This window comes from Leifsonia aquatica H1aii, assembly GCF_000633535.1.
Lineage (GTDB): Bacteria > Actinomycetota > Actinomycetes > Actinomycetales > Microbacteriaceae > Leifsonia > Leifsonia aquatica_A.
Genome location: NZ_AYMR01000009.1, coordinates 152365 through 173588 on the forward strand (window position 1 = coordinate 152365; position 21224 = coordinate 173588).

The following is a 21224-nucleotide window of genomic DNA, read 5'->3' on the forward strand; positions in this document are numbered from 1 at the left end:
CGGGGGTCAGTCGGTGCCGCGGAGGCGGGCGACGGTGCGCATGAGGTGGTAGACGACGATCGCGGCGATGGTGCCGAGGGCGATGCCGTTGAAGGTGAGCTGGCCGAGGTTGAGCGTGAAGTCGGCGATGCCGACGATCAGCGCCGTGGCGGCCGTGAACTGGTTGACGGGTTTTGAGAAGTCCACCTTGTTGTCGAGCCAGATCTTCACGCCGATGATGCCGATCAGGCCGTACAGGGCGGTGGTGACACCGCCCAGCACGCCGGCCGGGATGGTGTTGATGACCGCACCGACCTTGGGGGAGAGGCCGAGCAGCACCGCGACGATGCCGGCCACCCAGTACGCGGCGGTCGAGTAGACCTTGGTCGCCGCCATGACGCCGATGTTCTCGCCGTAGGTGGTCGTACCGGAGCCGCCGAAGAAGCCGGCGATCGTGGTGGCGAGGCCGTCCGCGAAGAGGGCGCGACCGGTGAGCTTGTTGACGGCGGGGTCGGTCAGCTGGGCGACGCCCCGGATGTGGCCCACGTTCTCGGCGACGAGCACGAGGACGACGGGCAGGAAGGCCGGGAGGATGCCGAAGGTCGCCGCGGGATCCTCGAACGGGTTGGTCGGAAGCGCGAAGGCGGGCAGACCGACCCAGGGGGCCTTCGCGACGGCGGCGAAGTCGACCTCGCCCATGATCACGGCGAACACGTAGCCAACGGCCACGCCGACGAAGATCGAGAGACGGCCCAGCAGTCCCGTGAAGAGGACGGTGCACAGCAGGACGGCGAGCAGGGTGACGAGCGCGGTCCACGGCGCCTGCACGAAGTTGTTCTTCGCCGCGGGCGCCAGGTTGAACCCGATCAGGGCGACGATGGCGCCGGCCACGACGGGCGGCATGAGCGCGTCGATCCAGCCCGTCCCGGTGAGGATCACGATCCCGCCGACGAGGGCGAGCAGGAGGCCCACGGCCACGATCCCGAACAGTGCGCCGCCCATCCCGTTGCTCGCGGTGGCGGCCGTGATCGGCGCGATGAACGCGAACGAGGAGCCGAGGTAGCTCGGGAGGCGGTTGCCCGTGATGAGCAGGAACAGGATGGTTCCGACACCGGAGAACAGCAGCGTGGTGCTCGGCGGGAAGTGCGTGAGCACCGGCACGAGGAACGTCGCGCCGAACATCGCAACGACGTGCTGGGCGCCGAGCCCGATGGTGCGCGGCCAGGTGAGGCGCTCTCCGGGGAGCACGATCTCGTGGGCTCCGACGTTCTTCCCGTCCCCGTGCAGCGTCCAGGGCAGCGCCATGTGTGTCCTCCGATAGGTGGCTTGGAATTAGGCTGGTACACGGCGCGTCGCGCCCATCGGCCGTCCGACCCGGTGAACACCCGGTGAACCGCCCTACGAGATACTACGGGAGACCATCATTTCCGCTCCGACCTCCACGTCCGAGCCGACCGCCACGGGGCGGTTGGACCGATTCTTCGAGATCACCAAGCGCGGCACGACCTGGGCCACGGAGGTCCGCGGCGGTGTGCTGACGTTCGTCACGATGGCGTACATCGTGATCCTGAACCCGCTCATCCTCGGCGGGACCCCGGACGTGGCCGGGCACTCGCTGCAGGGCGCTCAGGTGGCGGCGGTTACCGCGCTGAGCGCCGGCGTGATGACGGTGCTGTTCGGCCTCGTGGCGCGCCTGCCGTTCGCGTTCGCCGCGGGGCTGGGCATCAACTCGTTCCTCGCGGTCAACGTGGTGCAGGTGCTGACCTGGCAGGAGGCCATGGGCCTCGTGGTCATCAACGGTCTGATCATCGTCCTGCTGTCCGCGACCGGTCTGCGCAAGCTGATCTTCAACGCGGTCCCCGCGCAGCTCAAGACGGCGATCACCGTCGGCATCGGTCTCTTCATCGCCTTCATCGGTTTCGTCGACAGCGGCTTCGTGCGCAGCACGAACATGTCGTCGCCGCCCGTCCAGCTCGGCGAGGCCGGATCGATCGCCACCGTCCCGACCCTGATCTTCCTGCTCGCCCTCGTCATCATGGGCGTGCTGATGGCCCGCAAGGTCAAGGGCGCCCTGCTCATCGGCATCGTCGCGGCCACCGTCGTCGCGATCATCGTGGAGGCCATCTGGCCCGTCGGCCCGTCGCTGGGCGGAAAGAACGCCGGCGGCTGGAACCTCACCGTCCCGCAGCTGCCCGGTTCGCTCGTCTCGTTGCCGAACCTCGGCCTCGTCGGCCAGGTTGACGTCTTCGGCTCCTTCGGCCGGATCGGCGCTCTGGCGGCGATCATGCTCGTCTTCACGCTCGTCTTCACCAACTTCTTCGACGCGATGGGCTCGATGACCGGTCTGGCGCGCAGCGCCGGCCTGGCCAAGGAGGACGGCACGTTCCCGCGCCTGCAGCCTGCGCTCATCGTGGAGGGCGTCGGCGCGGTCGTGGGAGGTGCGACCTCCTCGTCGTCGAACACCGTGTTCGTCGAGTCGGCGTCGGGGATCGGGGAGGGCGCGCGCACCGGGTTCGCCTCCGTGATCACCGGTGTGCTGTTCCTGCTCGCGATGTTCTTCACCCCGCTCACCCAGGTGGTGCCACTCGAAGTCGCGGCGGCCGCGCTCGTCATCGTCGGTGCGCTCATGGTGGTGCAGATCCGGCACATCGACTTCGGCGAGTTCTCCAGCGTCCTGCCGGTGTTCCTGACCATCATCGTGATGCCGCTGACCTACTCGATCGCCAACGGCATCGGGGTCGGCTTCATCAGCTGGGTGCTCGTCCGGTCGCTGTCCGGCAAGGCACGCGAGATCAGCCCGCTGCTCTGGGTGGTCGCCGCCGGCTTCCTGATCTACTTCGCGCGCGGCCCGATCGAGGCGTTCCTGCCGCACTGATCGTCGCGGACGGCGGATCCGTCTCGGGGGAACCCCCGAGACGGATCCGGGGGTTTCCCCGATACCGCCGCGGCCGGCGTCCCGGTTGACTGGACCCATGACCAGCACGAGCAGCCCCACCGCCTCCGCCGCACCGACCGTGTCCGCCGCACCGACCGCCCCCACGGTCTCCCGCACTCTCAGCGTGACCAGCTTCGTCCTGGGCCTCGCTTCGATCGTGTTCGGCTGGACCTTCGTCGCCCCGATCGCAGGGATCGTCGTGGGCATCCTCGCTCTCGGGCGCGAGCCGTTCGGCAAGACGTTCGCCGTCTGGGGCATCGTGCTCAACGCGCTGATGCTCTTCGGTGTGCTGATCGGACTGGTGCTGGCTCTCGCCGGAATCGGCCTGGGCCTGACCTTCCTGCCCTTCGCCTTCCTCTGATCGGACGCCCGCGGTGATCCGGGAGGTCGCGGCCTCCTGAGAGAATGGACGGATGGAACAGCCCCACCTCCTCGGCCCGCGCAGCTACGTCGTGCGAGGCCGGAAGACCGAAGCGCAGCAGCGTGCGATCGATGAGCTCTGGCCGATCTACGGTGTGGAGTTCGACGGCTCGCCGCTGGACCTCGACACCCTCTTCGACCGCCGCACCGCCCGCACCGTCGAGATCGGCTTCGGGAACGGGGAGAACCTCCTGATCCTGGCCGAACGGCATCCGGAGCGGGATTTCCTCGGCGTGGAGGTGCACGGCGCCGGCGTCGGGCGCGTGCTCGCCGCCATCCACGACCGCGGGCTCACCAACCTCCGGATCGTGCGCCACGACGCCGTCCAGGTGTTCCACACGGGCCTGGCCGCCGACAGCGTCGCGGAGGTGCTGATCTTCTTCCCCGACCCGTGGCCGAAGGCGCGGCACCAGCGACGCCGCATCGTCCAGCCGGCCTTCGTCTCGCTCATCCTGCGCGCGCTGGAGCCGGACGGCGTGCTGCGCCTCGCGACCGACTGGGAGCCGTACGCCGAGCACATGCTCGAGGTGCTCGACGCCGAGCCGGGTCTCGTGAACGTCGCGGGCGCCGGGCGGTTCGTCCCGCGGCCGGAGGACCGGCCGGTCACGAAGTTCGAGCGGCGCGGGGAGAAGCTGGGACACGCGATCTTCGACCTGGAGTACCGCCCCCGTCCGTAGGATGGGCGCATGACCACTGGGCTCACCGCCATCGGGCAGACCGCCATCGGGCAGACCGCCGACGCTCTGCGCGCCACCTTCGACGCCGGGGCGACCAAGCCCCTCGCCTGGAGGGTCGCGCAGCTGCGCGCGCTCCGGCGGTTGCTCACGGAACGCGCACCGGAGCTGGAGGACGCCCTGCTCGCGGACCTCGCGAAGAACCCGACGGAGTCGCAGATCGCCGAGATCGGCTTCGTCGTGGGCGAGATCGACCACATGCTGCGCAACCTGCGCCGCTGGCTGCGGCCCCGGCGGGTAGGCGTCCCTGGCGCGCTGCTGCCGGCGACGGCGTCGACCATGCTGGAGCCGGTCGGCGTCGTGCTGGTGATCGCCCCGTGGAACTACCCGGTGCAGCTGCTGCTCGCCCCGCTGGTGGGCGCGCTGGCCGCCGGCAACGCGGTCGTGCTGAAGCCGTCCGAGCTCGCACCGGCGACCTCCGCCGCGATGGCCCGGCTCGTGCCGCAGTACCTGGACACCCGCGCGGTCGCAGTGGTGGAGGGCGCGGTGGAGGAGACCACCGAGCTGCTCGCGCTGCGCTGGGATCACATCTTCTTCACCGGCAACGGCCGGGTCGGGCGCATCGTCGCCACGGCGGCCGCACAGCACCTCACGCCGGTGACCCTCGAGCTCGGCGGCAAGTCACCGGTCTACGTCGATGACTCCGTCGACATCGCCGCCGCTGCACGCCGGATCGCGTGGGGCAAGTTCATGAACGCGGGGCAGACCTGCGTGGCGCCCGACTACGTGCTGGCGACCGCGTCCGTCGCCGCAGGGCTGGCCGGCGCCCTCCGCGACGCCATCCGCGAGTTGTACGGCGACGACCCGGCGCAGAGCCCGGACTACGGCCGCATCGTCGACGACCGGCAGTTCGCCCGCCTCACCGGTCTGCTCGACGGCGCGGGGACGACGGCCGTCGGCGGTGCGCAGGATGCCGCGACTCGGTACCTGGCGCCGACCGTGCTCACCGACGTCCCGCGCGACGCCGCGGTGATGGGCGAGGAGATCTTCGGGCCGATCCTCCCGATCGTCCCGGTCGCGGATCTGGACGACGCCCTGCGCTTCATCCGCGCCGGCGACAAGCCGCTCGCGCTCTACGCGTTCACCGAGAGCTCCGCAGTGCGACGCCGCATCCTCACCGAGACCAGCTCGGGCGCCGTGGGCTTCGGGGTGCCGGCCGCCCACCTCGCCGTGGGCGGTCTGCCCTTCGGCGGGGTCGGGGAGAGCGGAGTCGGGGCGTACCACGGCGAGCGGTCGCTGCGCACCTTCAGCCACGAGAAGGCCGTGCTGCGCAAGTCCCTCGCCCCCGACACCATGAAGCTGATCTATCCGCCGTACACGGAGGGCAAGGACCGGTTCGCCCGCGGACTGCTGCGCAGACTGGGCTGAACGGGCGCTCCGTCAGGACGCTCGGCGGTGTCTCGGATTCGAGACGGTTCGTCCACCACGCGTGCAGGGGCGGGCGGTAGGTTGGAGCTGTCGGCGGCCACGAACGGCCGACACCCCCGCGCCGGGACGCCCCGGCGAGCCAACCGCACAACGAGAGGCGACGGTGCCAACCGTGAATCCCACAGCCATGATGGACGACCCCCAGACGCAGCCGGTCCCCGTGATCCCTTCCCCCGTCATCGACGCGTCGGAGAACGTCTCCGACGTCCCCGATCCGAGTGCGGTCGGCGGTCCGACGCGCACCGAGACCGATTCGCTCGGGAGTCGTGAGATCCCGGCCGACGCGTACTGGGGAGTGCACACCTCCCGCGCGCTGGAGAACTTCGCGATCGCCAAGCGGCCGATCTCCGTCTACCCCGACCTGATCGTGGCGCTCGCCGGCGTGAAGCAGGCGGCCGCGCGCGCCAACCTCGAGATCGGCGTGCTGGAGCCGCACAAGGCCGACCTGATCGACCGCGCCTGCCAGCTCATCATCGACGGCCGCTTCCACGACCAGTTCGTCGTGGGTGTGATGCAGGGCGGGGCCGGGACCTCGACCAACATGAACGCGAACGAGGTCATCGCAAATGTGGCCCTCGAGCTGGACGGCCGGCCCAAGGGCGACTACGCGGCCATCAGCCCGATCGACGACGTCAACCGCAGCCAGAGCACCAACGACACCTACCCGACGGCGATCAAGATCGGCCTGACGTTCGCGCTCGGCCACCTGCTGGACGAGCTCGCCCTGCTGCGCGACGCGTTCGCCGAGAAGGGCAAGGAGTTCCGCCACATCCTCAAGGTCGGCCGCACCCAGCTGCAGGACGCCGTGCCGATGACCCTCGGACAGGAGTTCCACGGCTTCGCCACCACCCTGACCGAGGATCACGCACGGCTCACCGAGACCAAGTGGCTGCTCGCCGAGATCAACCTCGGCGCCACCGCGATCGGCACGGGCATCACCGCCGACCCGGGGTATGCCGCCGCAGCCGTCGCCCACCTCAACGCGATCACCGGCCTCAACCTCGAGTCCGCGCCCGACCTCATCGAGTCGACCAGCGACGCCGGCGCCTTCATGTCGTTCTCCGGCTCGCTCAAGCGCAGCGCCATCAAGCTCTCGAAGATCTGCAACGACCTCCGCCTGCTCTCCTCCGGACCGCAGGCCGGCCTCGGCGAGATCAACCTGCCGCCCCGCCAGGCGGGCTCCAGCATCATGCCGGGCAAGGTCAACCCCGTGATCCCCGAAGTGGTCAACCAGGTCGCCTTCTCGGTCGCCGGCGCGGACGTGACCGTCACGATGGCGGCGGAGGGCGGCCAGCTGCAGCTGAACGCCTTCGAACCGGTCATCGCCCACTCCCTCCTGCAGAGCATCACCTGGATGACGCAGGCGTTCCACACCCTCCGGGTCAACTGCGTCGACGGCATCACCGCCAACGAGGAGCGGCTCGGTGCGATGGTCGGCTCGTCGGTCGGCGTGATCACCGCGCTGACGCCGCACATCGGCTACGCGGCGGCGGCGGCGCTCGCCAAGTCCGCCCTGCTGACCGGGCACAACGTCGCGGACCTCGTGGTGGACGCGAAGCTGATGAGCCGCGAGGAGGTCACCCGCCTGCTGTCGCCGGCCCGGCTGAGCGGCCTGGAGACGATCACCACGGCCATCCCGGTCATCGTGCCCGACACGCAGGAGGGCTGAGCGACCGACGGCGCCGTCGGGGCGCGCGCGGCGGCCCGGCTCAGGCTCCGTCGCGCGCGTCCGCCTCGCGGAACAGCGCCAGCATGTCGCGTGCGAGCTGGTGCGGTGCGGTCTCGCACGGGCTGTGCCCAGTGCGGTAGACGGCCAGACGGGCCCCCAGAGCGTCGGCGTTCTGCTCGTGCAGATGCGTCGGCCAGAGGTCGTGATCGCCCGTCGCCACGAGGACGGGGATGCCGCTCGTCGCGATGCGGGCGCGGACATCCGGCACCTGCTTCATCAGGCCGACGATGTCGTCGACGCTCGCGCGCCGGGTGAGATCGAAGCGGGATCGGACGAAAGCGAGCCGGCTGGGCGGCACCTTGTTCTTGTTGGTGACGATTCCCCAGATCATCAGGCCGGCACCCTGGCGCCCGGTGAGCACCCAGCTGAGCGGGCCGATGATGCGCACGCCGCGGAAGGCCTGGCCCGGCTCCGGGGGCGTGGTCAGCAGGGTGAGGGAGCGGAACAGCTCCGGCCGCTCGACGAGGGCGAGCTCGGCGACGATGCCCGCGAACGAGTAGCCGAGCACGTGCGCGGGGCCGCCGTCCCGCAGGAAGGCGACGAAGTCGGTCACGAGCAGGTCGTAGGTGTAGTGGCCGCCCGGAGGCGGTCCGGCGTCCGCCGACTCGTACTGCCCGGCGAGGTCGTAGCTCTGCACGTAGTACCCGGCCGCGGCCAGGATGGGCGCGAGCAGGAAGAAGTCCTCCTTCGAGCCGGTCGCACCGGGCACCAGCACGACGCGCGGGGACGCGGGGTCGCCGACGGAGACGACGGCCAGCTCACCGCTGGGCGCGGCGAATCGCGAGAAGACGGAACCGACCGGTGCGACCGACCAGTCGATGTCGGGCAGCGCAGCATCCAGCCGCGCCGCCTCGCCGCCGTCTCCGGCAACGCCGGGCCGCCGCTCTCCGATGGACATGCCCTCACGCTAGCCGACGCCGTGCCGGATTGCAGGCGATGCACGAAGGCGAGGCGTCAGGTGACCCGGCAGTAGGTCGTCAGGTAGCCGATCCCCCCGATGGAGACGGTGACGGTGGACTTGTCGCGGAGGAAGACCGGGGGAGTGCGCGAGTAGCCGGCCCCGCCGGGGCTGCCCGTCGAGATGAGGGTGCCGGGCTGGATGGTCGCCGAGTGGGAGAGGAACTCGATGATCTGGGCGACCGAGCGCACCATGTCGGCCGTCGAGGCGTCCTGCAGGATGGTGCCGTCGACATTGGTGGTCAGCCAGAGGTCCTGCGGATCCGCGATCTCGTCGGCGGTGACGACGACGGGCCCGTTGGGGGTGAAGCCGTCGAAGGACTTGCAGCGGGACCACTGCGCCTCGGAGAACTGCAGGTCGCGGGCGGTGATGTCGTTGACGACGGTGTAACCGAAGACGTAGTCGAGCGCGTCGCGGGCCGACACGTTGCGGGCGGGTCGCCCGATGATGACACCGAGCTCGGCCTCGTAGTCCACCTGCGTGGTGAGGTCCTCCGGCCAGGACGTGGTGCCGCCGTGCCCCGCCAGCGAGTTCGGCCAGAGCGAGAACACGGTGGCCGCCTTCTCGCTGCGCAGCTTCAGCTCCGAGGCGTGCGCGGCGTAGTTGGCGCCGATCGCGATGACCTGCGGGGGGCGCAGCACGGCGGAGGCGTGCCGCAGCTCGGCGACCGGCGTGAGCGGACGCCCGGTGGCGACCGCCTCGTCGACGACGGCGCGCACGCCTGCCATCGCCTCCTCGCCCTTCTCGATCAGATCCTGGAGGTCACGCGGGGCGTCCGGCATGACCTCGTCGAGGAAGAGTGCGCTCTCGGCCACGATGGCGGCCAGTCGCGGCGTCGCATCGGGGGCGGAGCTGAGGTGCGAGAATCTCACACTCTCCAACCTAACGGGGTGGAGGGGGGAGCGGTACTCGACAGGCAGGCGGTCGGCACGCCGTCGGGTCGACGCCGTGTCGAATCGTGGCACGCCGTCCGGCGGCTCATGCGACGGCGCCGGGGGCGTCCTCCGCGTGTTCCGCCCGCCAGCGGCGCCGGGCGGCCCGGCGGCGCCACGGAGACTCCTCAGGCAGATGCATCCAGAGCGTCCCGAACGCCCACGAGAGCCGGCGGCCGAAGCCGTGCCACGTGGAGAACGGCCGGGCCGAGATGCCGACCGTGAGCCGTTCGTCGTAGCGCACGACCACCCCGGGGTCCAGATGGAAGGCGAGGTCGAGGTCGTCATGGACCTCTCGCACGTCGCGGTGCACGGTCTCCCGCGCGCCCGCCCAGACCTCGCGGCGCATGGCGAAGTTGGAGCCGAAGATCGGCGGATGGCCGAGCCAGACCTCCATCGACCAGAAGTAGCCGCCGATGTAGAGGACCTGCCCGATGCCGGCCACGAAGGGGTTGCCGTCGTAGAACACGCCGGGCCCGGTGAGCACGCCGATCTCGGGGGAGTCGACGAACTCCGCCTCGATGTGCAGCAGCCAGTCGACGGGCGGCCGCGAGTCGGCGTCGATGCGGGCGATGATGTCGCCGGCGGCCGCATCGTATCCGGTGGCCGCCGCGGGGAAGATGCCCCGCAGAGGCTGTTCGAGCACCCGTGCACCGGCCGCCCGGGCGACCGCTGCCGTGTCGTCGGTGCTGCCGTTGTCCACGACGATGATCTCGTCGGCGGGTCGGAGCTGAGCGGCCAGATCGGCGAGGCTGCGGCGCAGCATCCCCGCGTCGTCCAGCGCGGGGATGACGACGGTGATCGAGGGCACTTCAGGCCTCACCCCTCCCACCTGCGCACGACCGGTTATGGTGCGATCCTACGCCCGCCAGAGGTGCATCCCGGCGTAGCTGCGCCACGGGGCCCAGCGCGCCCCCGCTGCGGCGAGGGCGCGGGCATCGCCCGGGAGGCCGAGGCGCGCCGCGCCCTGGCGCAGGGCCAGATCGCCGGTGAGCAGGATGTCGGGGCTGCCGAGCACGCGCAGGGCGATGTAGCCGGCCGTCCACGGTCCGATGCCCGGCAGGGCGAGGAGGCGGCCCTCCAGATCGTCCCGGGATTCTCCGACGTCGACCTGGAGGGAGCCGTCGGCGAGCGCGCGGGCGACGCCCACGATGGCGTCCACCCGTCTGGCCGGCCCGCGGAGGACGTCGCGGCCGTGCTCGGCGATCGCCGCCGAGGTCGGGAAGAGTCGAGTGAAGCCGTCGAGCTCGATCGGCTCCCCGAGGGCGTCGGTCAGCCGGCTGAGGGCGGTCCGCGCCGCGGGCACGGAGATCTGCTGCCCGATGAGGGCGCGGAAGACGATCTCCTCGGCGTCGACGGCGCCGGGCACACGTAGTCCGGGGGAGGTGCGGACGCTCGGTGCGAGCACGGGATCGGCGGAGAGCGCGGCGTCGATCGCGGCGGCGTCCGCGTCCAGGTCGAGCAGGCGGCGGACCCGGGCGACCAGGGGCGCCAGGTCGGCGACGTCCGTGAGAGTGGTGTCGCACTCGACGGCGGGCGCGTCGGACGTCCCCGTCAGGCTCAGGCGCACCGTGGCGGGACCGTGCGGCAGGCGCAGGGCGCGGGCGTAGGAGGTGTCGCCTCCCGTCTCCATGCCGGTCACCGCCCGAGCGGAGAGGAACGACAGCAGCGACCTCCCGTCGAACGGCGCCCGGGCGGGCAGTCGCAGGCTCAACGTCGCCCCACCCGCCGCGGACCCGGCGGTCGCGGGCGGAGCGGCGGACTGCGCGGCGGCGGCCGGACGCCGCGCCGCGGCGCGGATCCCGCCCGGCGTCGTGCGGTAGACCTCGGCGATGGTCTCGTTGAACTGGCGGATCGAGGTGAAGCCGGCGGCGAAGGCCACGTCGGTGATCGGCAGGTCGGTCCCGGTCAGCAGCAGTCGGGCGGTCTGGGCCCGGTGGGCGCGGGCCAGGGCGAGCGGGCCCGCCCCCAGCTCGGCGGTCAGCACGCGGCCCAGATGCCGCGGCGTGTAGCCGAGGCGGTGTGCCAGGCCGGGGACGCCCTCGCGCTCGACCGTCCCGTCGGAGATCAGACGCATCGCGCGGGCGGCCAGGTCGTCGCGCACGTTCCACTCCGGGGAGCCGGGGACCGCGTCGGGCAGGCAGCGCTTGCACGCGCGCAGGCCGGCCTCGTGCGCCGCCGCCGCCGTGAGGTAGAAGGTGACGTTGCCGGGCTTCGGGCTGACGGCCGGGCAGCTGGGGCGGCAGTAGATCCCGGTGGAGTGGACGCCGGTGATGAACTGGCCGTCGAAGCGGGAGTCGCGGGCGTTCATCGCTCGATAGCGCTCGGCGAAGACCGGGTCGCTCAGCGGGTCGACGGCGGGTTCGGTGGTGCGTGCCATGCGTCCAGCCTGTCACGCCCCACTGACATCGAATAGCGGAAATCGGACATTACCGGAGGGGAGGGCGGCTCGCCGTCGCTAGCCTGATCGAATGGACGTACTCGACTGGCTGACCGCGGCCCTCGGCGACGAGGCGATCGCGGCGGGCGTGCTGACCACCGACCCCGCACTGCTCGACGCCGTGCGCACCGATCGCTCCGGCTGGGTCGCCGAGGGCGCCCCGCTGGCGCTGGTGAACGCCACCCGCGTCGAGCACGTTCAGGCCGCGCTGCGTGCCGCGAGCGAGTTCCGGGTTCCTGTCGTCCCGCGCGGAGCCGGGACGGGACTCGCCGGAGGCGCCAACGGGACGGCGGGCGCGATCGTGCTGTCCGTGGCCGGGATGAACAGGATCGTGGAGATCTCGGCCGAGGACCAGCTGGCCGTGGTGGAGCCCGGCGTCGTCAACGCCGATCTCAACGACGCGCTGGAGCCGTTCGGGCTGTTCTTCGCCCCCGACCCGGCGAGCCGGGCGATCTCGACGATCGGCGGCAACATCGCGACCAACGCGGGCGGCCTGCTCTGCGCGAAGTACGGCGTCACCCGGGAGGCCGTGCTCGGTCTCGATGTCGTCCTCGCGGACGGGCGGTCGATCCGAACGGGGCACCGCACGGTGAAGGGTGTGACCGGTTACGACCTCACAGCGTTGTTCGTCGGCTCGGAGGGGACCCTCGGCGTCATCGTCGGGGCGACGGTGCGGTTGCTCCCGCTCCCGGTGGGGGAGCCGACGACACTCGCCGCGATCTTCCCCGACGTCCGCACGGCGGCGGCCGCTGCCGCCGCCGTCACCGCCGCCCGGCTGCGTCCGTCCGTCCTGGAGCTGATCGACGGCCCGGCCCTCGAACGGATCTCGGCCTACCTCGGCGAGCAGACGATCGCCGATGCGTTCGGAACGGCGGGCGGCGGCAGCTTCCTGCTGGTGCAGTTCGACGGCCCCTCGGCCGCGGCCGATGCGACCACAGCGGCGACGCTGATCGCCGAGGGTGGCGGCGCCGTCCGCGTCGCCGCCGACGTCGCGGACGGGGAGCGGCTGCTCGCCATCCGCCGGGCCTTCCATCCCGCCCTGGCCGCCGGCGGCGAGGTGCTGATCGAGGACGTCGCCGTGCCCCGCTCGCGCATGCCGGAGATGTTCGCCGCGATCGAGACCATCTCGCAGCGCCATGGCATCCCGATCCCGACCGTCGCCCACGCCGGCGACGGCAACCTCCACCCCAACTTCGTCTACGAGGGCGACGAGGTGCCGCCGGCCGTGTGGGAGGCGGCGGGAGAGCTGTTCCGCACCGCCGTCGAGCTGGGCGGCACCCTGACCGGGGAGCACGGCGTCGGGGTGCTCAAGCGTCGCTGGCTCGCCGACGAGCTCGGACCGGACTCCTACGAGCTGCAGGTGAAGCTGAAGTCGGTCTTCGACCCGCTGGGCATCCTCAACCCGGGCAAGGTCTTCGGCTAGCGGGTTCTCACAGGAGCGAGGCGGCGTCCGCGTACGCGTCGGTCTCGGCGCGCGACGGCGTATCGAAGACGAACGCCGTCCGCTCGTCCGCGGTGAACGCGCCCCAGCCGGGCGCGCCGTTGCGGATGAAGGCGACGGCGGCGCCGTGCACGTCGTCGGCCAGAGCCTGCGGCGGGGTGTCGCCGGCCAGGGCGTCCACCCGCTCGCGGGCCAGCCCGTCGAACCAGAATGGCACGTCGAGGCAGTGGGTCGCGCTGCCCGAGACACCGGACGGCCAGGCGAACCGATAGAGCCAGGTGGGGGCGCCCGCCTGGGCGCGGGCCAGGGAGATCGCCAGGGCCGGAGCGCGGAACAGGGTGTCGGTGATGAACTGCCCGATCAGGTCGGCCGTGCCCGACCCGGGATGCGCCTCCCCGTAGGCCGCGACGGTGCCGGCCGGGACGCCGAACGACGCGAGGATGCCGGCGGCGGGGATGGCCGCCAGCTGTTCGCGGAACGGGGTCAGTGCGGCCGTGAACTCCTGGTCCGTCGCGCCGAGGAGGAGGGGCTTCCCGGCGCCGTCCCCTCGGCGGAGGGCGTCGAGGACCGGAACGGGAAGCAGGTCCCCGTCGACGACCGGGCTCCAGGTGAGACCTCCCGACACGAGCCGGCCGATGCCGGCCAGCGGGTCCTCGGTCGCGCCCTCCGGTGCGGTGGCCCGCGCCTGCAGCTCCAGCACGGTCTGCTCGTCCACCTCGGCCAGCGCGGCGCGCGTCGGTGGGACCCCGGCGAGCGCGGCGACCCGGCGGCCGAGCCTCTCCGCGTCGGCGAGGGCGACGCCGCCGGCCGCCCCGGAGATGCTGATCGCGCGCTGGAACAGCTGAGCCGCGCGCGGCACGGCGAGCAGGGTGAGCACGGCTCCGCCGCCGGCGGACTGACCGGCGATCGTCACGTCGCCGGGGTCGCCGCCGAACCGCGCGATGTTGTCGCGCACCCATTCCAGCGCCAGCAGCCAGTCGAGGACGGCACGGTTGACGGGGGCGTCCTCGATCCAGCCGAAGCCGTCGAAGTCGAGGCGGTACGAGACGGAGACGGTGACGACGCCGTCGCGGTTGAACGCGGCGCCGTCGTACCACGGGCTCGCGGGCGAGCCGGCGACGAAGCCGCCGCCGTGGATGTAGACGAGCACAGGGAGCCGCGCGTCGGTGTCGCCCGGTGCGGGCGTGAACACGTTGACGTTGAGCGTGGACTCCCCGGGGATGCTGGGCTCCGGGATCGCCGTCACCTCCGCCAGGGCGACGCGCTGCGGCGTCGCGCCGTACGCGGTCGCCTCGCGCACACCCTCCCACACCCGATGCGGCACCGGCGCCGCGAAGCGCAGCTCGCCGACGGGAGGCTCGGCGAAGGGGATGCCGAGGAAGGCGGCGGATCCGCCGCGCCAGAGGCCGGCGACACGGCCGGCGGTGGTCTCGACGACGGGAGGGGGGACGTTCGACACAGGCGGGCTCCTTCGATCGCTTCGGGGTCGTGGTCAGCTTGCCACAGAAAACCGAGCAATGGTGGGGAATGCGTGATCGGAAGGATCGGACGGTGCGAACGGGCCGTTAACAGACTCGACGCCCGGTGGTGCGGCGATGCCTGCAACGCTCCCGGGACGTCGAGTTATACGACTAGGGTGCTCCTCCTCGGGCGGATCCGCAAGACCTTCCTCGATCCCGGCGGGCTGCGCGCAGAGCGAAACGGCTTTGACGCGCCGCCGCGGGACGGGTTGGATGGTGCACATGGCAGAGAACACCAACCAGAAGCCCGACGTCGACGCGCCCGAGGGCCCGGCTCCTGCGACGCTCGAGATCGTCGACATCGTCGAGGGCACCGGCGCCGAGGCCACCCCCGGCGCCAAGGTCGACGTGCACTACCTCGGCGTCGAGTACGAGACCGGCGAGGAGTTCGACTCCTCGTGGAGCCGCGGCCAGTCGATCAACTTCCCGCTCAACAACCTCATCAAGGGCTGGCAGGAGGGCATCCCGGGCATGAAGGTCGGCGGTCGCCGCAAGCTCACCGTGCCGCCGGCGCTCGCCTACGGCCCGGCCGGCGGCGGTCACCCGCTCTCGGGCAAGACCCTCATCTTCGTCATCGACCTCCTCGGCGTCAGCTGAGCCGACCCGCACGGCACGAAGCGCTCCCTCGGCACGGCCGCAGGGAGCGCTTCGTCGTTCGGTGCCCGTCGTCCGTCGGGGCGCGTCAGAGTGCCGGCGGGTGCATGTGGGTCGGGACGGCGATCCGGTTCCAGATGTTGATCGTCCCGATCGCCAGGATGAGATTCGCGAGGCCTTCCTCGCCGAACTCGGCCAGTGCCTGGTCGTAGAGCGCGTCGGGCACGCCGCCGTCATGGATCAGGGTCACGGCCTCGGTCAGCTCGAGCGCGGTCCGCTCCCGGGCGGTGAACCACGTCGACTCGCGCCACGCGGAGACGGCGAACACTTTGCGGAGGGGGTAGCCCCCGCCCTCCAGGTCGACGGAGTGCATGTCCACGCAGAAGGTGCAGCCGTTCAGCTGTGAGGCGCGCAGCTTGATGAGGTCGCCGAGGGGCGCCTCCACGTGCTCTCCGACGTAGCGGTCGAGCGCCACGACGGCGCGGTAGCCCTCGCGGGCGAGTGAGGAGATCTGGATCCGTTCTGTCATGGTCCCCACGGTAGGAGCATCATTGGATCGGTGTAAGTTCCAATTCCGACGATTGCGAACAGACCGATTCCGGGAGGTGCCGTGGACCTGCACGTGGCCCTCGACGGCCGTGGCGACCGCGCCGATCGGATCTACCGCGCGCTCCGCGATGCCGTGTTGGACGGCCGGCTGCGCCCGGGGGAGCGTGTGCCGCCGACGCGGGAGCTCGCCGCTCGGCTGGAGGTCGCCCGCGCGACCGTGACCACGGCGTACGAGCGGCTGACGGCGGAGGGGTACCTCGTCGCGCGGGTCGGCGCCGGCACGTTCGTCGCGGCGGTCGCCGGGGCCGGCGATCGGCGCCGCGTCGTCGGCGGGGCGGCGCGACCCGCTCCGGCGTGGCGTGACCGCGGGGACGCGCTGTGGAGCGAGCCGCGCCCGGTCGCCTACGACTTCGGGGTGGGGACGCCCGACCCGGCGCTCTTCCCGCTCGCGGAGTGGCGGCGCTACGTGGATGCGGAGCTGCGGGGGCGGTTGCTGCGGACGGCGCACTACGGCGATCCCGCCGGCGTCGAGCGCCTCCGCGCCGGCATCGCCCGCCATCTGGGGCTGGCGCGCTCGGTCGTCGCCGGAGCGGAGGACGTGCTGGTCACCAGTGGTGCGCAGCAGGCCTTCGACCTGATCGGCCGGGTGGTGCTGCGGCCGGGCGACACCGTGGCCGTCGAGGACCCGGGCTACCCACCCGTCCGCCAGCTGTTCGAGACGCTGGGTGCGCGCGTCGTGCCGGTCCCGGTGGACGACGACGGACTGCGGGTGGATCTGCTGCCGGACGCACGGCTCGTCTACGTCACGCCCTCGCACCAGTTCCCGCTCGGCGGGGTGCTGCCGATCGAGCGACGGGTCGCGCTGCTCGAATGGGCGGCGCGCTGCGACGCGGTGATCGTGGAGGACGACTACGACAGCGAGTACCGCTTCCGCTCGCGTCCCCTGGACCCGCTGCAGCGGCTCGACGCCGATGGGCGGGTGGTCTACGTCGGCACGTTCTCGAAGACGATGCTGGCGACGCTGCGGCTCGGCTTCCTGGTGGCTCCGCCGTCGCTCCTGCCCGCACTGCGCGACGCGAAACGGCTGACGGATTGGCACAGCGAGCCCGTCTCGCAGCACGCGATGGCGCGGTTCCTGGACACGGGAGGCTTCGCGCGGCACGTCCGGCAGGCCACACGGGTGTACGAAGCGCGGCAGCGGGTCGTCGTCGCGGAGGCGGAGCGGTTGCTGGGCGATCGGTTGACCGTGGTGCCGTCCGCAGCCGGACTGCATCTCGCGCTGCGGCCGCGGGTGCCGGGATTCGACTCGGCGCGCGTCTCGGAGCGCGCGGCGACGGCGGGGGTCGCCGTGCAGCCGCTGTCGCGCTTCTCGGCGGGGGAGCGGCGGGAGGGCCTGCTCCTCGGTTTCGGCGCGATCACCGCGCAGGACATCCCCGACGGCCTGCGGCTGCTCGCCGACGCGGTGTCGCGCGAGCAGCCGCGGCCGTGACCGGGCGGCCGAGGCCGCCGGCCGGGATCAGTGCCCTGGCGTCAGATGGCGGACCAGCCGCCGTCGGAGGCGAGCACCGCGCCGGTCACGTTGGCCGAGTCGTCGCTCAGCAGCCAGGTGATCGAGGCGGCGAGCTGCTCCGCCTGCGCGACGGGCGGGACGACGGTCTGCAGCAGCGGGCCCAGGCGCTGGCCGGCGAGGGCGGAGCGCATCGCGCCCTCGACGTTGGTGGCGACGCCGCCCGGGGCGACGGCGTTCGCACGCACGCCGTTCGGGGCGTAGAACACGCTCGTGCTCTTCGTCAGGCCGATCACGGCGTGCTTGGAGGCGGTGTAGGCCGCGCCGGCGGCCGACCCGCGCAGCCCGGCCTCGGAGGAGACGTTGACGATCGAGCCGGAGCCCGCCTCCACCATGAGCGGCAGCACGGCGCGGCTGAGCCGCATGATCGCGGTGACGTTGACCGTGAAGACGCGGTCCCAGGTGGCATCGTCGACCTCGGCGGGCGGCAGGAAGCCGTCCATGATCCCCGCGACGTTGGCGAGGGCGTCGACGCGTCCGCCGGCGGCCTCCAGCAGCTTCGCGATGGTGTCCTCGCTCGAGACGTCGCCCGCGACGGTGACGATCTCCAGTCCCGGGTTCTCCTCGACGAGGGCGGTGAGCCGCTCGGCCGAGATGTCGCTGCCGACGACGCGGGCGCCTTCGGAGGCGAGGCGCAGCGCAGTGGCCTTGCCGATACCGGAACCTGCTCCCGTGACGATGGCGGTCTTGCCGGCGAAACGGCCGGGCGTGGTGGTGCTCATGGTGTTCTCTCCTCGGGTCTTCCTCGACGGATCCTGCGGCGCTCCAACCGGGCGTCGCTCTCTTTATAGCACTCAGTGCCATAATGATTCCCATGAGTTCGCCCACAGCCGATCCCGCCCCGCGCCGTCGCGGTCGTCCCGTCGACGTCGACCCCGAGCGGGTGGCCCTGCTGGCGCTGCGGCACTTCGACGAGCACGGCTACGAGGCGACCACGATGGACGACATCGCGGAGCTCGCGGGCATCGGCCGGCGCACCCTCTTCCGCTACTTCCCGAGCAAGCCCGCGCTGGTCTGGGGCGGGATGGAGCCGGTCGTCGAGCGGCTGAACGCCGTGCTCGAGACCGCCCCCGCCGACGAGCCGGTGCGGGACGCGCTGGCCCGCGCGATCACGGCCTCCCTCGACCTCGCCCCCGACGCGCAGGAGGCGACCCGGCGCCGGCTGCGCCTGCTCGGCTCCGACCCGGCCCTCATCGCCTTCGGCCTCGCTCGGCTGACCGCCGACCAGGGGATGGTCGCCGCATTCCTCGCCCGCCGGCTCGGCGAGCCCGCGGACGGCCTGCGGGTGCAGATCCTCGCGGGCGCCCTCGGCTCGGCCAACTTCTCGGCGCTGATCTGGTGGGCGCGTCATGGCGAGGGCGACCCCGCGGCGATCGCGGTGGCCGCCCTCGACGAACTGCTGCGCGGGTTCTGACCCGAGGTCCCGTCCGGTTCGGTCAGCCGTTGGGGAGGATGACCGCGCGTCCGCGGATCTTCCCCTCGTGCAGCCGCTCGTACGCCTTCGGAGCCTCGTCGAGCGAGTACGCCTCGATCTCGACCTCCACCTGCCCGGCGCGGGCGAGGGCGAGGACCTCGATCAGTTCTGCCCGCGAACCCCAGTACGGTGTGCGCACCGCAGCGTCGTAGGCGATGCGGCCGAAGCCGACCGCGAGGGCGCCGCCGCCGATGCCGACGATGGTGACATCGCCCTCCGCCCCGACCATCGCGCCCGCGAGGTCGACGGTCGGCTGCACGCCGACGAAGTCGAAGACGGCGTCGGCGCCGCGACCCCCCGTCAGATCCCGGACGGCTGCCACTGCGTCGGGGTTCGACAGCAGCGTGTGCTGCGCGCCGACCGCGGTCGCGAGGTCGAGCTTCTCCTGGTTGACGTCCAGCGCGACCACGGTCGCCCCGCTGATCGCCCGCAGGATCTGGATGCCCACATGACCGAGGCCGCCCGTGCCGATGACCACCGCGATCGTCCCCGCTCCGAGCTTCGGCAGGGAGTTCTTGATCGCGTGGTAGGGCGTGAGGCCGGCATCGGTGAGCGAGACGTTCTTCACCGGGTCGAGTCCGTCGAGCGGGACGAGATGGCGCTCGCTGTCGACGATCATGTACTCGGCCATCGACCCCGGGGCGCCCAGCCCGGGCGGACGGATCTGCTCGGCCTCGGCGTTCAGGCAGTAGTTCTCCTTTCCCTGCGCGCACATCCGGCAGCGCCCGCAGCCCCAGGGCCCGTATACGGCGACCGCATCGCCGGGTCGGACGCCGGTGACCCCGGCGCCGACGGCCTCCACGATCCCGGCGCCCTCGTGACCGAGGGTGAGCGGGAGCCCGTAGACGTACTGCTCGGCGGGGAGGCCCATGATGAACTCGTCGGAGTGGCACACGCCGGCGGCGGTGACCTTCAGGAGCACCTGGCCGGGTGCGACCTCGGGGTCGGGGACCTCGACGACGACGGGACGGGAACCGATCTCGCGATACTGCAATGCCTTCATGGCACAGGACGCTACCCGGGGCGGACGCAACCCTCTAGGACCGGAATGCGCCGGTGCCGTTCCCGGCCGCCGTGCGCCCGATCGAGGCTCGCCACGCGGCCTCCCGGGACGGGGACACTAGAATCCGATACGGGGGGATCACCATGCAGAACCACGCCACGCGCAGAGTCCAGGCGGCGCACAGGAGCCGACGCGTGCTCGCCGCAGGGTTGGCAGTGGCGCTCGGCGCAGCGATCGTCAGCGCCGCACCGGCCGCCGCTGAGGGCAGCAACTGGTGGTATGACTACTACAGCGTGGCCGACGCGCACGCCGCCGGGTGGACCGGCAAGGGGATCACCATCGCCGTGCTGGACGACGGGATCAATCCCGAGGTGCCCGATCTGAAGGGCGCCGACCTGACGGTGGATCCGAACCCGCTGTGCACTCGGACCGACGGCAAGCCGAACACCGTGATCGGTACCGAGATGCCCAGCACGTGGCACGGCACCAACGTGACCACCTTCATCGTCGGAAACGGCACCGGCGCAGGAAAGGTGAAGGGCATCGCGCCGGACGCGAAGATCCTGTTCTACGGGGACGGGCGGGCCGAGAAGGCCGGGTGCGACGCAGGCAAGGCGAGGGAGTTCTCCGCGCAGGTGTACCAGGCGATCGACGCCGGAGCGAAGATCATCACCACATCGATGGGATGGCGGTCTCCCGGGCAGGACGGTGCCAACGCGATCGCCTACGCGCAGGCGAAGGGCGTCCTCGTCCTCGCGGCGCAGCCGAACAGCCAGATGAGCATCTACGCCTTCCCTGCCCGCCTCAACGGTGTGGTGCAGGTGAGCGCCATGAACCCGAATGGTGAGATCGAGTGGGACGAGGACCTCACGGGCGAGAAGGCGATCAACAGCGATAGCACCGTCGTGGGCCCCGGCGAGGAGTTGCTGAGCGTGGGCAACGACAAGAACGGCGATTGGGCCGAATCGGTCGAGACCCAGGGCACCTCCTTCGCCACCCCGATCACGGCCGGGGCACTGGCGGACGTGTGGCAGAAGTACCCCCGGGCGACCGCCAACCAGCTGATCCAGTCGCTCATCCACAACACCACGCTGAACGACCACGAGCTGCTCCGGGACACCGAGAGCGGCTACGGCTACGGCCCCGTCTCGCTCACCCACCTCCTCCGGATCGACCCCACGCAGTACCCCGACGAGAACCCCCTCATGGACAAATCGTTCGGGAAGCCCACCGTGGAGACCGTGGACGCGATCACGGCCAAGCTGGAGGCGGGGGAGGACGCGAAGCCGAAGCACGTCTCCTCGTTCGACGGATACGCCGACACCGGAGGCACGACGGGCGAGGCGTTGCCGCTCTTCGACGGGATCCCGCTCTGGGTGCTGATCGGTGCGGGCGTGCTGGCGCTCCTCGTCGTCGCGGGCGTCGTGTTCACCCTCGTGCTCGTCTCCCGGCGCAACAGACGCTCCGCCGGCACGACCCACGACGAGCTCGGCGGCTGAGCCACTGAGGCGGCGGCGTTTA

19 protein-coding genes are annotated in these 21224 nt (G+C 71.7%); 10 read left to right on the top strand and 9 right to left on the bottom strand.

Features of this window, described 5'->3' with window-relative positions:
• Nucleotides 1–6: 6 nt before the first annotated feature.
• On the bottom strand, nucleotides 7–1284 hold the full coding sequence (locus U870_RS0109105) for a uracil-xanthine permease family protein (RefSeq protein ID WP_025157092.1): 1278 nt from the start codon (nucleotides 1282–1284) through the stop codon (nucleotides 7–9).
• Between the two features lie 115 nt (nucleotides 1285–1399).
• Here U870_RS0109105 and U870_RS0109110 point away from each other — a divergent pair, with 115 nt between their 5' ends.
• The 5 genes from U870_RS0109110 to U870_RS0109130 all read left to right on the top strand — a co-directional run bounded on the left by U870_RS0109110 (nucleotide 1400) and on the right by U870_RS0109130 (nucleotide 7165).
• Nucleotides 1400–2854 (top strand): NCS2 family permease, encoded by a 1455-nt coding sequence (locus U870_RS0109110; RefSeq protein ID WP_025157093.1) that lies wholly within the window; start codon nucleotides 1400–1402, stop codon nucleotides 2852–2854.
• 97 nt (nucleotides 2855–2951) lie between these two features.
• Nucleotides 2952–3275, top strand: a complete 324-nt coding sequence (locus tag U870_RS0109115; protein WP_025157094.1) for a hypothetical protein — start codon at nucleotides 2952–2954, stop codon at nucleotides 3273–3275.
• 52 nt (nucleotides 3276–3327) lie between these two features.
• Entirely contained in the window at nucleotides 3328–4011 is a 684-nt protein-coding gene (gene trmB / locus U870_RS0109120; RefSeq protein ID WP_025157095.1) for a tRNA (guanosine(46)-N7)-methyltransferase TrmB, read from the top strand.
• A gap of 9 nt (nucleotides 4012–4020) precedes the next feature.
• Complete coding sequence (locus U870_RS0109125) at nucleotides 4021–5436, top strand: aldehyde dehydrogenase family protein (protein WP_025157096.1); 1416 nt, start codon at nucleotides 4021–4023, stop codon at nucleotides 5434–5436.
• 190 nt (nucleotides 5437–5626) lie between these two features.
• Nucleotides 5627–7165 (top strand): aspartate ammonia-lyase, encoded by a 1539-nt coding sequence (locus U870_RS0109130; protein ID WP_025157097.1) that lies wholly within the window; start codon nucleotides 5627–5629, stop codon nucleotides 7163–7165.
• A gap of 40 nt (nucleotides 7166–7205) precedes the next feature.
• Here the strand turns inward: U870_RS0109130 and U870_RS0109135 are convergent, their stop codons facing one another.
• From U870_RS0109135 to U870_RS0109150, 4 genes are all read right to left on the bottom strand, one after another.
• Nucleotides 7206–8123: an alpha/beta fold hydrolase gene (locus U870_RS0109135; RefSeq protein ID WP_025157098.1), complete on the bottom strand. Its 918-nt coding sequence runs from the start codon at nucleotides 8121–8123 to the stop codon at nucleotides 7206–7208.
• Between the two features lie 56 nt (nucleotides 8124–8179).
• On the bottom strand, nucleotides 8180–9055 hold the full coding sequence (locus U870_RS0109140; RefSeq protein WP_025157099.1) for a fumarylacetoacetate hydrolase family protein: 876 nt from the start codon (nucleotides 9053–9055) through the stop codon (nucleotides 8180–8182).
• A gap of 106 nt (nucleotides 9056–9161) precedes the next feature.
• Complete coding sequence (locus U870_RS0109145) at nucleotides 9162–9926, bottom strand: glycosyltransferase family 2 protein (protein WP_025157100.1); 765 nt, start codon at nucleotides 9924–9926, stop codon at nucleotides 9162–9164.
• A 48-nt stretch (nucleotides 9927–9974) separates the two neighbouring features.
• Nucleotides 9975–11495 carry a DNA-3-methyladenine glycosylase 2 family protein gene (locus U870_RS0109150; protein ID WP_025157101.1) on the bottom strand — a complete coding sequence of 507 codons (1521 nt, stop codon included), beginning with the start codon at nucleotides 11493–11495 and terminating at the stop codon, nucleotides 9975–9977.
• Nucleotides 11496–11586: 91 nt separating this feature from the next.
• Between U870_RS0109150 and U870_RS0109155 the strand changes: the two genes are divergently transcribed.
• The gene (locus U870_RS0109155; RefSeq protein WP_025157102.1) at nucleotides 11587–12978 is read left to right on the top strand and encodes an FAD-binding oxidoreductase; all 1392 of its coding nucleotides are present in this window, start codon (nucleotides 11587–11589) and stop codon (nucleotides 12976–12978) included.
• A gap of 7 nt (nucleotides 12979–12985) precedes the next feature.
• Here U870_RS0109155 and U870_RS0109160 read toward each other — a convergent pair whose 3' ends face one another.
• A complete protein-coding gene (locus U870_RS0109160; protein WP_025157103.1) occupies nucleotides 12986–14455 on the bottom strand; it encodes a carboxylesterase/lipase family protein in 1470 nt (489 codons plus the stop codon).
• A 283-nt stretch (nucleotides 14456–14738) separates the two neighbouring features.
• Between U870_RS0109160 and U870_RS0109165 the strand changes: the two genes are divergently transcribed.
• Nucleotides 14739–15113 carry an FKBP-type peptidyl-prolyl cis-trans isomerase gene (locus U870_RS0109165; RefSeq protein WP_025157104.1) on the top strand — a complete coding sequence of 125 codons (375 nt, stop codon included), beginning with the start codon at nucleotides 14739–14741 and terminating at the stop codon, nucleotides 15111–15113.
• An 85-nt stretch (nucleotides 15114–15198) separates the two neighbouring features.
• Here the strand turns inward: U870_RS0109165 and U870_RS0109170 are convergent, their stop codons facing one another.
• Nucleotides 15199–15639, bottom strand: coding sequence for a carboxymuconolactone decarboxylase family protein (locus tag U870_RS0109170; RefSeq protein ID WP_025157105.1), 441 nt, complete (start codon nucleotides 15637–15639; stop codon nucleotides 15199–15201).
• Between the two features lie 81 nt (nucleotides 15640–15720).
• Here U870_RS0109170 and U870_RS0109175 point away from each other — a divergent pair, with 81 nt between their 5' ends.
• Nucleotides 15721–17148 carry a PLP-dependent aminotransferase family protein gene (locus U870_RS0109175; RefSeq protein WP_025157106.1) on the top strand — a complete coding sequence of 476 codons (1428 nt, stop codon included), beginning with the start codon at nucleotides 15721–15723 and terminating at the stop codon, nucleotides 17146–17148.
• 41 nt (nucleotides 17149–17189) lie between these two features.
• On the opposite strand, the gene U870_RS0109180 is transcribed toward U870_RS0109175, so the two are convergent.
• Nucleotides 17190–17948 (bottom strand): SDR family NAD(P)-dependent oxidoreductase, encoded by a 759-nt coding sequence (locus U870_RS0109180; protein ID WP_025157107.1) that lies wholly within the window; start codon nucleotides 17946–17948, stop codon nucleotides 17190–17192.
• 92 nt (nucleotides 17949–18040) lie between these two features.
• Between U870_RS0109180 and U870_RS22480 the strand changes: the two genes are divergently transcribed.
• Complete coding sequence (locus tag U870_RS22480; protein ID WP_025157108.1) at nucleotides 18041–18640, top strand: TetR family transcriptional regulator; 600 nt, start codon at nucleotides 18041–18043, stop codon at nucleotides 18638–18640.
• A 22-nt stretch (nucleotides 18641–18662) separates the two neighbouring features.
• Here U870_RS22480 and U870_RS0109190 read toward each other — a convergent pair whose 3' ends face one another.
• The gene (locus tag U870_RS0109190; protein WP_025157109.1) at nucleotides 18663–19703 is read right to left on the bottom strand and encodes an NAD(P)-dependent alcohol dehydrogenase; all 1041 of its coding nucleotides are present in this window, start codon (nucleotides 19701–19703) and stop codon (nucleotides 18663–18665) included.
• A 194-nt stretch (nucleotides 19704–19897) separates the two neighbouring features.
• Here U870_RS0109190 and U870_RS0109195 point away from each other — a divergent pair, with 194 nt between their 5' ends.
• Nucleotides 19898–21202, top strand: coding sequence for a S8 family peptidase (locus U870_RS0109195; RefSeq protein WP_162819117.1), 1305 nt, complete (start codon nucleotides 19898–19900; stop codon nucleotides 21200–21202).
• The last annotated feature ends 22 nt before the right edge of the window (nucleotides 21203–21224 follow it).